The sequence below is a fragment of the Nonomuraea sp. NPDC005983 genome (genome assembly GCF_040614375.1).
Classification (GTDB): domain Bacteria; phylum Actinomycetota; class Actinomycetes; order Streptosporangiales; family Streptosporangiaceae; genus Nonomuraea.
This window is the reverse complement of sequence record NZ_JBEXUP010000116.1, coordinates 14,113-27,437: the sequence shown is the minus strand read 5'-3', so window position 1 is coordinate 27,437 and position 13,325 is coordinate 14,113. Positions and strand designations below refer to the sequence as shown.

Here is a 13,325-nt window from a genome sequence, read left to right as displayed (position 1 = left end):
GCCACCGCCAGCCCCCACCCGGCGAACCGGGCATGCCCCGGAGCCAGGACCGACACCGGCCGCAGCGCCGCCAGGGCGGCCTCCCGGTGGCGTGCCGAGCCGGTCAGCGCGCCGAAGGTGAGCAGCGCCCCGGCGGCGGCGTACTGGCCGGAGGGCGTGGCGTTGTCGGTGGGGTCGCGGGGCCGCTGGAAGAGCCGCTCGGAGTCGTCGGCCGTGTCGTAGAAGCCGCCGGCCCCGTCGGCGAACCGGTCGAGCACCGCGTCGAGCAGCGTCGCCGCGAGGTGGAACCAGCGGGTCTCGCCGGTCACGCCGTACAGCGCGAGCAGCCCCTCGGCGACGTCCGCGTAGTCCTCCAGGACGCCCGCGTTGGCGCCGGCCCGCCCGTCGCGCGAGGTGCGCAGCAGCCTGCCCTCGGCCAGGTGGACGTCCGCCAGCAGGGACGCGGCGACACCCGCCGCCTCCACCAGGTCCGGACGCTCGAAGACGGCGCCCGTCTCGGCCAGCGCGGCGATGGCCAGCCCGTTCCACGCGGCCACCACCTTGTCGTCGCGTCCGGGCCGGACCCGCCGCTCGCGGGCGGCCAGCAGCGCGGCCCGCACCCGCCCGTACCGCTCGTCGTCCTCGGGGTCGGAGCCCTCGGGGTCGGACAGGAGCTGGAGCACCGACGTGCCGTGCTCGAACGTGCCGGTCACCTCGAAGAGCTCCGCCGCCCACGCGCCGTCGTCGTCGCCGAGGACCTCGCGCAGCTCGTCGGGGGTCCAGACGTAGAACCTGCCCTCCTCGCCCTCGCTGTCGGCGTCGAGCGCCGAGGCGAACCCGCCCTCGGGAGTGCGCAGCTCGCGCAGCAGCCACTCGGCGCTCTCCAGCGCCACCCGGCGCGCCAGCGGCTGCCCGCTCGCCTTCCACCAGTGCGTGTACACCCGCAGCAGCAGCGCGTTGTCGTAGAGCATCTTCTCGAAGTGCGGGACCACCCACCCGGCGTCGACGCTGTACCGCGCGAACCCGCCGCCGAGCTGGTCGTACATGCCGCCGCGCGCCATCGCCTCAAGAGTGCGGCCGCTCATCTCCGTCTCCCCGGAGCGCAGCAGGAACTCCAGCACCATGGACGGCGGGAACTTGGGCGCTCCGCCGAACCCGCCGCGCTCGGCGTCGAACGACGAGCGCAGGTTCCCCAGGGCCACCTCCAGCGTCTCGGCCGTCGGCTGCGGCCCGGCGGGCAGCGCGGAGCCCTGGTTGAGCGCCTCGACCACCTTCGACCCCTGCTCCACGACGGACTCCCGGTCGCCGCGCCAGGCGTTGTGCACGCCGACGAGCAGCCGCTGGAAGTGCGGGCGCGGGAAGTAGGTGCCGCAGAAGAACGGGTGCCCTTCGGGCGTCGCGAACACCGTCATCGGCCACCCGCCCTGCTGCGTCATGGCCTGGGTGGCGTTCATGTAGACGGCGTCGACGTCGGGCCGCTCCTCGCGGTCGACCTTCACGTTGACGAAGTGCGCGTTCATCAAGCGTGCGGTCTCGGCGTCCTCGAAACTCTCGTGCGCCATCACATGGCACCAGTGGCAGGCCGAGTAGCCCACGCTGATCAGCAACGGCACGTCGCGTCGGCGCGCCTCTTGCATCGCCGCCTCTCCCCAAGGCCACCATTCAACCGGGTTGTCGGCGTGTTGAAGGAGGTAGGGAGAGGTCTCACTACCGAGCCTGTTCATACGGCCAGGCTCTCACACCGTCAGAACAGGACCGATGCCGGTAAGGATCACTCGCTGGTTCTCCCTGTCGATCCGGGCACTCCGCGATCCTGGCGGCGGCGGAGAATCTCGTCCATGCTCGTGGTCGACAGGGTTTCGGCCTCGGCCGCGGCACGCATCCGGTCACGCTCAGGGTCGGTGTCGAGCATTGCGCGACCCCACCAGGCGGTCAGCACGCTGTCAAGCTCAGGGCCCTGCTGAGCTTCCAGGAGTTCGGCGAAGAACTGAGCACGGCGGCTCCCACGCAGCGCGCTGGAGATGCCGCCGATGGTTCTCGGCACTCTCGGATGGTCCGCCATGCCACCGCGAACGGGCTGAGCGCTCATGACACCGTCTTTCGTCGCTTCAGGGTACGCCGCCGGCTCCGTTGCTCGCATGAGTCCCGCGACACGAGTGGCAGGCCGGGCAGCCCACGCTGATCAGCGATGGCACGTCGCGCCTCGGCGAAGAGGACCTCCCCCCGCTCACACTGGACGGGCTGTCGTAGGTTGTTCGCCGTGGCACTGGTCGTGTACCGGCGGGGCGGGATCGAGGTGGCCGTCGGCGCCGACGGCCGCGCGCGGGTGGCCGTGGAGCCGCCCGGCGAGGGCGGGTGGACGGCCGAGCTGGATCCGGTGGCCTGGCCGCGGGTGGTCGCGGCGCTGGCGGCGGAGGGCGTGCTCGAGGGCACGGTCGGGGGCGAGCCGTCGGAGCCGGTGGTCGTGGATGTTCCCGTGCCGCTGCTCGACCTGCTCGCCCAGGCCGTCGCGACGGGGGTGGGGCCGTACGTGGCGCACCGCCGGGTCCGGACGGAGGACGGCGTTCGGGGCGAGCCGGGCGCCGCCGCGTTCGGGGAGGTCCGCGGCGTCCCGGCGGTCGCGGTGGGTGGCCGGGACCGGTCGTTCGCCCTGTACGAGGTGCCGGGGGGCACGGCGCTCGGCGTGTCCACGGCGGCGGGGACGGCGATCAGGGCCCTCGCACTCGGCCAGGACTCCGTCGCGGTGGCCGGCGACGACCACCTGGTCAGGGTCTGGGATCTCGGGTCAGGGCGGCAGCTTCCCGTCCGGGCGGGGCACGGGGGGCGGCCGGTGCGCTCGCTGGCCTGCCACGGCGCGCTGGTCCTGTCCGCCGGCGACGGCGTGCGCGCCTGGGACGGCAGGTCCGGGGCGGCGCTCGGGACGCTGGACCACGACTCGAGCGCCGTCTGCCTCGTGGAGGCGGCCGGTCGGCGGCTGATCGCCATGGGGACGGAGAGCGGGCTGGTACGGCTGCTGGACGCCGCTTCCGGGCGGCCCGTGCACGTGCTCGGCTGCGGGCCCGGCTGGGTGAACGCGGTGGCGGGCGGGAACGGGCTGGTCGCCGCGGGCGGCGCGGGAGGGGTGATCCGGGTCTGGGACGCCGCGACCGGGCGCGAGCTGCACGAGCTGACCGGTCACGCCGAGAGCGTGGTCGGGCTGGCCTTCGCCGGTGCGGAGCTGGCCTCGTGCGCGCTGGACGGGACCGTGCGGATCTGGGCCGCCGGTGAGCAGGTGCGCGCGTGGGCGATCGGCGACGAGTGGCCCACCGGGCTGGCGTCCGGGGTCCTGGCGGGGCGGCCGGTGCTGGTCACGGGCGGGGAGCAGGTCCAGGTGTGGGACCCGGCGGGGGAACTGCTGCGCGCGCTTCCGCTGCACGCCACGTCGGTGGCCGTGTCGGCGGGGGAGGCGTCCGGCGGGCTCGTGGCCGTGGGCTCCGCCGAGGGGACCGTCACCGTCCTCGACGGCGACGCCCTCGTGCGCGAGCGGGCGTCCGAGCCGCGCGTCCGGTACGAGCGGGAGTCCGGCGACGGCGCGGTCACCGCGCTGGCTTTCGGCGCCGACGGGCTGGTCAGCGGCACCGGCGACGGCGCCGTCCGGGTGCACGAGCCCGGCTCCGGCGAGGTGGCGGTGGTGCCGACGCCGCATCTCGGGCAGGTGCTCGCGCTGGCCTTCCACGACGGCCTGCTGGTGTCGGGCGGCATGGACCGGGCCGTGCGGGTCTGGGACGCGGCGACGGGCCTCCCGCTGCGCAGGCTGCTCGGGCCTCGGGAGGGCGTGACGGCGGTGGCGGTCGCCGAGGTGGACGGCCGGGTCGTGGTCGCCGCCACCGGCTACGACGGGGACGTCCGCACCTGGGACGCGGCCACGGGCAGGCCGCTGCTGGCGATCCACGACGTGCACCGGGGGCCGGGGTACGCGCTCGCCTTCGGCGCTGCCGGCGGCCGGGCGGTGATCGCCTCTGGCGGCAACGACGGCCGGGTGCCCGTGCTCGACGCGCGTACCGGCCAGGAGATCGTCTCCCTGGCGCCCAACCCCGGCACCGTGCTGTCGCTCCGGCTCAGCGGCGGCACGCTGCTGGTGGGCTGCGACGACGGAAGCGTGCGGCGGTGGAGCGTGCCGGGCGGCGAGCTGCTCGGGGAGATGCGGGCGCCGGTGCTTCCCCTGGCGCTGACGGACGGGTACGCCGCCGGCCCCGACGGGCTAGCCGCGATCGGCCTGTGACGACGGCGGCACCAGCGGGACGTCGTTGACCCGTTCGGCCCCGATCGCGATGAACGCGTTCTCCAGAGCCTCGTGCTGCCGCCGCCAGGCCAGCTCGACGCGCTGCCGGTCGAGGAGCGACGTGCCGCCCGGGTCGAACACGGGGGCCGACCGCGTGATGACCACGCCCTCGTTGCCGGGCTCGATCCTGTGCGTCACCTCGGCCGACGTCCCCGCGTCTGTGCCGACCCTGACGGTGAACTCCACGGAGTCGCCGACCGTCCGCACCTCGCCGAGGCGGGCCTGGACCCCCGTCAGCGGGTCGTCGAAGGCGACGACCCGCTCCAGCCACCCCCGCAGGCGGTCGGACGCGCGGAGAACCAGCGGCTCCTCGGGCGCCGCTCGCAGGATCGCCTCGGCGCGCTCCCCCCACCGCGCGGCCGCGACCTCCAGCGGCGTGGAGTCAGGGCGCAGCGCGATCCGGACCGTCGCGGGCGCGTCGGCGGCGCCGGGCAGCCGCGCCCCCAGCGTTCCCGGCCGGGTGGTCCGCTGCGCCAGGTCGCCCAGGAAGCGCACCTCCTCGGCGGTCACCACATGGTCGGCGGGACGTCCGAGCAGCTCGTTGACCTGGCCGCGGAGCCAGGCCGCGTCGGGCAGCCGGGTCTCGGCCGTGGCGCCGAGCTGCCAGGCGAGCACGTGCAGCCGCATCAGCTCCTTGGCGGAGAAGGGGTGTTCCGGGCCGGTGTCGAGCACCTCACGCCCGGTGGCGACCAGCGTTTCGACGTAGTCCAGGTGGCGCGGCGTCATGCCCTGGAACGGGAGGCGCCCTGCGGGGCTGGTGCCGAAGAACACCGTCGTGGCGCGGTCCAGGAGCTGGACGTGGTCCAGGAACGAGCGCCCGCCCTGCGGGAGGTTGTCCGCCTGGAGCAGCATTCGCACGTACTTGGGCAGCCCGTGATGGTTGACGTCCGGTGCCCCGGGCCATACGGCGGTCTCCACCGGAGCGGGACGTTCCAACCGGTGCAGCGGCACCTCGGGCATGGACGGAGCCGTCCGCACGAGGTGCCCGCTGAGAGTGTCCAGGTGGCGGTCGCGGAGCCCCGCGGTGACGGGCAGAGGGCGTCCGGCCTCGTCGACGGTCGCGCGCAGCTTGAGGTGCGGCCACGACCACTCCTGGCGGACCGGCCCCATCACGCTCAGCTTGCCGTCGACCCCGTCGGAGACCGGCTTCCTGACACTCCCCGGAACCGCGGTGTAGTCGGGTTCCAGCCCGAGGAGGAAGCCGATCCGGTGCGCGTGCTCGATGAGCGGCACCTTGGCGGCGAAGACCATGCGGCCCAGATGCTGCGCCCGGTCGATGGGGTGCAGGCCGATCCGCTTCTCGGGCGACACGCCGGGCGCCGCCCGCTCGAACTCCACGCGCACGTGCAGCTGCGAGCCGTCCACGCTCAGCCGGTGCTGATGGTTGTAGTACAGGTCGACGGCGGCCCGGATGTCGGCCTGGAGCTGGAGCGCGTCGGCCTCCGACAGGCCGCGCGCCGGCTCGTAGGGGACGCGCACGGTGAACTCGGTGACGGGCCGCAGGCTCCCGTCGGGGCCTCGGGCCCACATCCGGTGCGCCTCGATCGGCACGACGTCGGGGTAGGCGCCGCGCACCTCGATCGGGGTGGCCGTCAGACGGGCGTCGGCCCAGCCGCCGGCGTCCACGGCGTCGCGCGGGTCGATCGAGTACGCGTACCGCTGGCCCTCGCGCAGCGTCTCCCGCATCCCGGAGCCGGGTACGAGGTGCCCGGCGACCTCGGACGGCGACCTCTCCGACACCTGTGGCCGGTCGGCCAGCTCGGCCAGGTCGGCGCCGGTCAGCGGGTGCCGCTCAGCCTGCAGGGCGCGCAGCTCGGCCGTCAGGGCGCGCAGGTCCACCGTGCCGTCGGCCAGGACGCGCGACTGCTCGGCCGCGTCGGAGAGCACCTCGGCGGCCCGCCGGGTGGTGGCAGGGTCCGGGCTCTCCCGCAGGAATTCGGCGGCGGCCCTGTGCAGGGTCGCCGCCCCCGTCTCGCCGGGCAGCGGCGTGCCGCCCGTCTCGGTGAACCACTCCGACAGCCTGGCCAGGCCGTCGAAGTCGCGCGGGCGCAGGTCGGCTCCGAGCTGTTGCCGGAACCAGGAGGCGTCCGGCAGGCGGGTGTGCGGGTCCGCACCGAGCAGCCCGGCGAGGCCGTGCAGGCGGAGCAGGTCCGGGTGCGCGAGCGCCTCAGGCTCGGTGGCGTAGAGGGAGCGGGCCGCGCCGGCGAGCGCGTCGGCGTAGTGGAGGTGCGCCTCCGTCACCGGCCGTCGGCCGAACAGGTCGTGCACGCGCTCCAGCCGCCTGGCGTGCTCCAGCGGGTCGCGGTCTCCGGCGGGGAAGCGCTCGCCCAGGCGTCGCAGGTGCGGCGGCAGCGCGATGTCGCTTGGCGGCGCGTACACGTCGAACGCCTCGCGCGGCCCCTGGGCGCCCCGGGAGACCCGAAGCGGCTCGCCACCGAGCAGGACGTGCTCCATCCGGGCCAGGTGCCGGTCACGCAGGCCCGCGGTCGGGCTGACCCAGTGGCCCGCGCGGTCGAGCACCATGCCGCCCGTGTGCCACCTCTCGCCGGCCGCGGCGCCCATGAACGAGAGATCTCCGAACACGTCGGCGTCCGTGGCGGTCCTGTGCCCCGCCCTGGCGGCGTCCGGGTACTCGTCCCCCAGGCCCAGGAGGTGGCCGAACTCGTGGGCGAGCTTGATCGGGCTGGCCTCGGCGAACCAGGCGAGCGGCCCCCCGCGCCCGTGGCCCGGATGGAAGGCGACCACGCCGTGACCGCCCGGCCGCGCCGGCTGGAACTCCAGGCGCACGTGGAGCTGGCTGCCGTCGGAGAGCCTGTGCTGGTGGTTGAAGACGAGGTCGACCCCGTCCATGGCCTTGGACTTCATCCGCTCCACCGCCGTCGGGCTGAGATCCGGATGTGCCTGGAACCGGACCTTGACGGTGACCTCCGTCACCAGGTGCGGTCCCACCAGCATGCGCCGTACCTCGACGCCGGCCGCCTGGTCGATGAGCGGGTGCAGCCGGCTCTCGACCACTCCCACCTGGGCGTACCGGCGCAGGTGCGCCCACTGCTCGGCGTGCAGGGCCCTGCCGGGGTCGAGCGCGTAGGCGCGCTCGCCCTCCAGTCGCGCGAGGACGGCCGGGTCGTGCAGCGGCACGACCGCCGTCCTCCTGTCGGGGTCGGACACGCTCCGCACGGGGTGGACGTCCTGCGGCTGCCCGTGCTGCCCGTGCTGCCCGTGCTGCCCGGGTGGCCTGGGCGGCGGGGACGCGTCCTCGGGGAGCCCGGCGAAGGTGGTGTGCGGCTGGTCGGCGAGGACCAGCGGCACCCCCGAAGGCGCGTCGAGGAGCGGCACCGGCCCCTTGGCGTGCTCGGCGATCTGCCGGAACGCCTCCGTGGCGCTGTCCGCCCAGTCGTGGTGCCCGAACTCGCGCGCCTCCCGTATCACGGCCTCGACCTGGGGACGCATGGCCGCGATGTCGCTCGGGTGCAGCGGGTTGTCCACGAAACGCGGGAACTGCCCCGGCCCCTCCGCGCGGAAGAAGTGCCGGACGAACGGGTTCCTGCTGTCGGGCAGCAGCCCCTGCCCGAACAGCTTGTCGTGGTCGAACCCGCGCAGGACGCCCCCGTCCACGCGCATCCCCTCGTGCCCGGGCCCGGCGCCCGCCCTGTCGTGGTTGAGGCCCACCGTGTCGAACGCGCCCATGAGGATGCCCTCGCGGGTGTTCTCGTACCGGGGCACCGACCAGGTGCCGTCGTGCCGGCGGACCACCGGTGGCGGCTCGCCGTCGACCCAGCTCAGCCGGACGGTGCGCTCGCCCGTCACGCGCACGTCGGCCACGTTGGCGCCCATCGCCCTGCCCAGCTTGGCGCCGAAGAACTCGCGGTCGCGACGGTCGGTGTTGGCGAACTCCTTCTCCACCTCGATCGTGCCGTCGCTGTAGACGATCCGCTCGGCCCGGACGGTCTCGCCGCCGACGGGCAGCGGCTCCCTGCTCACCTCCGTGCGGTCGCCCCAGTTGAGCAGCGAGTCGATGCGCCCGCCGGGGTCCCCGTGCCGCAGCCCGGGGCTCCAGCTCGCCCAGTGCGCGTCGGCGGCTCCGATCGCGCCCGAGGTGACGCCCTTGGCGACCATCGTCCAGTCGACCGGCTGGCCCGTCGCGACCTGCATGCCGAGCGTGGCCGCGCCGTTGGCCAGCGCGGACTCGCCCATCAGGCCCACCATCGACCTCGGCGGACGCAGCCAGGCGAGGCCGGTGAGCAGCGCCCCGGTCAGCGCGCCGGTGCCGGCCGAGGTCAGGACCTGGCCCCAGTCGATCCGCTCCCGGCGGGGCTGGCTCACCTGGATGTACCAGTCCATGCCGCCCATCAGGCCGCCGAACAGCGCGATGTTGAGCAGCAGGCGCTTGCGGAGCTGCCGCACCGTCATCCTGGTGACCTGCGCCCTGGCCTTCGCTCTGAAGAGCGCCCAGGGCGAGCGCGTCTGCAGGAACAGCACGATCAGCCAGCCGATCTGCAGGACCAGCAGCAGCGCGCTCAGCTTGATCATGCGCTTGGTGTTCTGGACCGTGATGCCCAGCTCGTTCAGCGCGAACGCCAGGTCGGCCAGGCTCTTCACCAGCTCGGCCTTGCGCCCGCCGGTCGTCTCGGCCACGTGCTTGACGGCCGCCCTCAGCGCCTCGCCGTCCCAGTCGGACGTCGCCTGCCGTGCCGCGCCGCCCGCGGCCGCGCCGTCACCGCGCACGCCCGCCGCGATCCGGCGGGCCGCGTAGCTCAGTTCGTCGGCGAGCAGGAACAGCAGGCGCTCGTCGCCTTCCGGCCAGTCGGTGCCGACAGCCCAGCCCACCCAGGGCTGCGCCCACGAGGGGATGGGAATCCCGTCGAGCCACACCGGAGATCAGCCTCCCGGCGACTCGGCGTCCCTGTAGGTGTGCGCGCCGTCGTGCAGGCGGTCGTGTACGTCTTCGAGGTCGTCGAGGTAGCCCTCGAAGTGCGCCATGATCTCGGCCTTGAGGTAGGGGAAGCTCTGCTCCAGCTGGGCGCCGTACTGGTCGTGCCCCATGGGGCGACCGGCTCTGGCGAACGCGTCTCGCACCTCGTCGCGGATCATGCGGACGTGCTCCGCCTCTTCCGCCGCGTCCTGGGCACGCTGCCTGATCCCCGACCACCGCGCCATGTAGCCGTGTCTCACAGCGTTCACTCCCGTATCTCTCGTTGCAGGAGAAAATACCCTAAGCGTTCATATTCGGACAGCTTCTGGATGATCTCGGGCTCGGCGGTGTGGTGCGGACGGCAGGGGCGTAGGTTACAGAACGTGGATCTGGACTTCGTCTGTACGCACGCCGGCCGGCCGGCACCCGATCTCACCCGCAGAGACGTGGCGCGGGCGCTGCTCGCCGTGCCCTCGGGAGTGGCGCTCGTGGCGCTGCCCGACCTCCGGCGCGCGCTGCTGGCCGAGGGCAACCCGCTCTCGTCGCCCTTCTGGGAGTCGGCCAGGGCGGCGCTGAGCTCGATCGAGTCGGGCGCCGCCACGGTGGGCGACGTGCAGCGCTGGGCCGAGTCGACGGGCAGCGAGCCGATCCTCATGACGCCCAGCTACTTCGTCTGGCCGGAGGAGGACGAGCGCGGCCCGGTCGCCGAGGAGATGTTCGGGCGGCTCGTGGCGTACCTGGAGGAGCGGATCGACGCGGGCGACGTCGACCCCGACGCGCTGGCGAGGGGCGACCAGCCGGCCCGCAGGGCGTACGAGGAACTGCAGGAGGAGTGGCTGAGCACGCCGCTGCCCGACGGCAGGGTGCCCGGCTTCGCGGTCAACGACGAGCAGGACGAGGAGCTGTTCGCCGTCTGGGACGAGGAGGAGGCGTTCGCGCTCTCCGAGCTGCGCCGGATCATCGGCGAGCTGCCCAAGCAGCCCGACCTGCCCATCGGCGAGCTGCGGCGGGCCGGTACCCGGCTGCGCGAGCTGCTCGACCTGCCCGGCTACCCGGCCAACGTGCTGCGGGCCTGCGCCGGCTTCGACGACCAGCCGATGCCCGACGACGACGAGGAGTTGTGGCTCGCGGTGGCGGCCGGGATCGCCGGGCCCGTCTCCGACCTGTCGGAGGAGGGCGACACGCTGGAGGAGTTCACCGACCTGGAGGGCGAGCTCGGCTACGAGGACACCGTGCTGGCCAACCTCTGCGCGATCCAGCACGCCGACTGGCTGGCCGCGGTAGCCGCGCTGGCCAGGCTGGGGCCGGGGGTGCTGGCCTCGCCCGAGCGGGTCGCCAGGTTGATCGGCGAGTCGGAGGACATCGACGCCGACGAGTACGAGGTCGACGACCTCGCCACGGAGAGCCTCTTCCGGCCGGTGGTCGGCCTCTGGGCCTACCTGGGCATCGTGAACGAGGACGAGGTGCTCACCCCGCTGGGCTGGTGGGGGCTGCCCAAGGCGCTGGAGCGCGCCTGGTCACCCGCCGACTGACCCGTCGACCAGGCCCTGGTACTCGGGGTGCCGCTTGATGTAGGACGCCACGTACGGGCAGAGCGGCACCACCCGCAGCCCGGTGTCGCCGCTCATCTCGAGCGCCTGCTTGACGAGCGTGCTTGCCAGGCCCTGCCCTTCGAAGTCGGGCAGCACCTCGGTGTGCGTGAACACGATCTTGGCAGGCGCCAGCCGGTACTCGGCGAAACCGGCGACCTTGCCGTCGACGAGAACCTCGAACCGGCCCTCCATCGCGTTGTCGACCACTTCGATCGGCATCTACTCGGCCTTCTTGTCGTCGCCTTCGGCCGCGTGCGGCACCTTGATCTTCGACATCTGCTTGTTCATGGATTTGATCAAGACGTACAGGGCCACCCCGATGAGGGCGACGACGGTGAAGCCGAGCAGACCCGGGCTGACATCACCAGCTGCGAGAACAGTCACCCTTCCAGTCTGCCATCGGGGTGGCGTGGTCCGTTCAGTGGCAGGCGGGCGAGACCTCGTCGGCGTGGATCCCGGCGAACAGGTCGTCCTCGGGCAGCTCGGTGTCGACCAGCGAGCGCGCCAGGTGGTAGTCCTCCGTCGGCCAGATCTCCTGCTGGAGCTCGCGCGGGCAGACAAACCAGAACCCGTCGGGGTCGACCTGGGTGGCGTGCGCGAGCAGCGCCTCGTCGCGGATCTCGAAGCAGTCGCCGCACGGCACCCGGGTGGTGACCGGCCACTTGGCGGGGCGATCCTCCCAGCGGGAGATCCAGTCGGCGTACGGCGAGCCCATGCCGCGCGCGGTCATCGCCTCGTGCAGCGCCTCGAACCGCTCCTTGGTGAAGCCCATCTGGTAGTAGAGCTTCAGCGGCTGCCACGGGTCGCCGGTGCCGGGGTAGCGGTCGGGGTCGCCGGCCGCGTCGAACGCCTCGACCGACACCCGGTTGGTCATGATGTGGTCGGGGTGCGGGTAGCCGCCGTCGTCGTCGTACGTCACGATCACGTGCGGGCGGAACTCGCGCACCGCGGCCACCAGCGGCGCCGAGGCGTCCTCCAGCTTCTGCAGCGCGAAGCAGCCCTCGGGCAGCTCCTCGTTCTCGTCCTCCGGCAGGCCGGAGTCGACGAAGCCCATGAACCGCTGCTCGACACCCAGGATCTCGCGGGCCCGCGCCATCTCCGCCCTGCGCACCTCGCCGATGTTGGCCACGATCTCGGGCCGGTCCATCTTCGGGTTCAGCACGGAGCCACGCTCACCTCCGGTGAGGGTGCACACCAGCACCTCGACGCCTTCGCGCACGTAACGCGCCATCGTCGCGGCGCCCTTGCTCGACTCGTCGTCGGGGTGGGCGTGGACGGCCATCAGCCTCAGCGGTGCACTCACGGGCTCGATGTCTCCTCAGTTGGACCGATCACCCGCCCGGACAGGTTAGTTTCTGCTGGGCGGTCGCGAGGGCACGCCCCCCGCAGGCGACAATTGTCTCGGATAACGCTGAGGGAGTGCAGGGAGATTCCGCCATGGCCACCAGAGATGTCGAGAACGGCCCGGTTCTCGGCACACCCGACGACTTCCCGGACCGTCCCAGGCGCGGCGGCCGGCTCGTCGTGCACGTCGTCATCGGCGTGCTGGTCGCCATCGTCGCCGGTGGCTGGGGCTACGTGATGTGGTCGATGACCGGCAGCAGCACGGGCGCCGCCTCGCAGGTGGTGTCGTTCGACGTCAAGAGACCCGACCAGGCCGAGATCACCTTCGAGGTGAGCAAACCGGCCGACAGTGCCGCCGTGTGCCGCATCAGGGCCACGGACGTCTACCACGCCGAGGTCGGGAGCAGGGAAGTAAGAATCCCGGCCGGTGAGGGTACGAAGCAGCTCAAGGAACGCCTGGACACCAGTGCCCCGGCGACTTCCGTCCATATCCAGTACTGCACTCTCGTAGAATGAGACGTTTGGGGAAGCGTCCGGGCGGTTACGTTGTTTCGAAATTCAACTGGACGCAACCCTCGACAGAGCTCAGTGCCCCCTAGGCAAGCAAGGAGAACCCGTGGCCGACTCTCGCGATGAGAACGTCACATGGCTGACGCAGGAGGCGTACGACCGTCTGAAGGCGGAGTACGAGTATCTCTCGGGCCCAGGGCGCGTCGACATCGCCAAGAAGATCGAGGCCGCCCGCGAGGAAGGTGACCTGAAGGAGAACGGCGGCTACCACGCCGCCAAGGACGAGCAGGGCAAGATGGAAGCCCGCATCTTCCACCTCCGCCAGATCATCGACAACGCCCAGGTGGGTGAGGCGCCGAAGACCGAGGGGGTCGTCGGCCCCGGCATGACCGTGACGATCCGGTTCGTCGGCGACGACGACGAGGTCACCTTCCTGCTCGCCTCCCGCGAGGAGAGCGGAGCACCGATCGACGTCTACTCGCCCAAGTCGCCGCTCGGCGCCGCGATCAACGGCAAGAAGATCGGTGAGAAGGCGACCTACGCCATGCCGAACGGTCGTCAGAACACCGTCGAGATCCTCGAGGCCGTGCCGTACATCGGCAACTGACTCCCGAAGACCAGACCCGCCGGGCCTACCCGAGTCCGGCGGGCTTTTCGCGCGCCTCGG

At 72.8% G+C, this 13,325-nt stretch carries 11 protein-coding genes; 4 read left to right on the top strand and 7 right to left on the bottom strand.

The window, feature by feature from the left end; translation table 11 throughout:
- Together ABZ297_RS35520 and ABZ297_RS35515 are read right to left on the bottom strand one after the other, a co-directional pair.
- A partial coding sequence (locus ABZ297_RS35520) for a thioredoxin domain-containing protein (RefSeq protein WP_355355716.1) occupies positions 1-1,703 on the bottom strand: 1,703 nt, incomplete at its 3' end.
- Positions 1,704-1,750: 47 nt separating this feature from the next.
- Positions 1,751-2,023 carry a hypothetical protein gene (locus ABZ297_RS35515; protein WP_355355714.1) on the bottom strand — a complete coding sequence of 91 codons (273 nt, stop codon included), beginning with the start codon at positions 2,021-2,023 and terminating at the stop codon, positions 1,751-1,753.
- A 216-nt stretch (positions 2,024-2,239) separates the two neighbouring features.
- Here ABZ297_RS35515 and ABZ297_RS35510 point away from each other — a divergent pair, with 216 nt between their 5' ends.
- On the top strand, positions 2,240-4,240 hold the full coding sequence (locus tag ABZ297_RS35510) for a hypothetical protein (protein ID WP_355355712.1): 2,001 nt from the start codon (positions 2,240-2,242) through the stop codon (positions 4,238-4,240).
- On the opposite strand, the gene ABZ297_RS35505 is transcribed toward ABZ297_RS35510, so the two are convergent.
- The gene (locus ABZ297_RS35505; RefSeq protein ID WP_355355710.1) at positions 4,220-9,172 is read right to left on the bottom strand and encodes a hypothetical protein; all 4,953 of its coding nucleotides are present in this window, start codon (positions 9,170-9,172) and stop codon (positions 4,220-4,222) included. The genes ABZ297_RS35510 and ABZ297_RS35505 overlap by 21 nt on opposite strands.
- 6 nt (positions 9,173-9,178) lie before the next feature.
- Entirely contained in the window at positions 9,179-9,481 is a 303-nt protein-coding gene (locus ABZ297_RS35500; protein ID WP_355355708.1) for a hypothetical protein, read from the bottom strand.
- 114 nt (positions 9,482-9,595) lie between these two features.
- Between ABZ297_RS35500 and ABZ297_RS35495 the strand changes: the two genes are divergently transcribed.
- Complete coding sequence (locus ABZ297_RS35495; protein WP_355355706.1) at positions 9,596-10,744, top strand: hypothetical protein; 1,149 nt, start codon at positions 9,596-9,598, stop codon at positions 10,742-10,744.
- Here ABZ297_RS35495 and ABZ297_RS35490 read toward each other — a convergent pair.
- From ABZ297_RS35490 to mca, 3 genes are read right to left on the bottom strand one after another with little or no spacing between them, the layout of a single operon-like run.
- Complete coding sequence (locus ABZ297_RS35490; RefSeq protein WP_355355704.1) at positions 10,730-11,023, bottom strand: GNAT family N-acetyltransferase; 294 nt, start codon at positions 11,021-11,023, stop codon at positions 10,730-10,732. The genes ABZ297_RS35495 and ABZ297_RS35490 overlap by 15 nt on opposite strands.
- Positions 11,024-11,188, bottom strand: coding sequence for a hypothetical protein (locus ABZ297_RS35485; protein ID WP_350807539.1), 165 nt, complete (start codon positions 11,186-11,188; stop codon positions 11,024-11,026).
- Between the two features lie 34 nt (positions 11,189-11,222).
- Entirely contained in the window at positions 11,223-12,107 is an 885-nt protein-coding gene (mca, locus tag ABZ297_RS35480; RefSeq protein WP_355355702.1) for a mycothiol conjugate amidase Mca, read from the bottom strand.
- 134 nt (positions 12,108-12,241) lie between these two features.
- Between mca and ABZ297_RS35475 the strand changes: the two genes are divergently transcribed.
- Together ABZ297_RS35475 and greA are read left to right on the top strand one after the other, a co-directional pair.
- Positions 12,242-12,664: a DUF4307 domain-containing protein gene (locus ABZ297_RS35475; protein ID WP_355355700.1), complete on the top strand. Its 423-nt coding sequence runs from the start codon at positions 12,242-12,244 to the stop codon at positions 12,662-12,664.
- A gap of 100 nt (positions 12,665-12,764) precedes the next feature.
- Entirely contained in the window at positions 12,765-13,265 is a 501-nt protein-coding gene (greA, locus tag ABZ297_RS35470) for a transcription elongation factor GreA (protein WP_355355698.1), read from the top strand.
- The last annotated feature ends 60 nt before the right edge of the window (positions 13,266-13,325 follow it).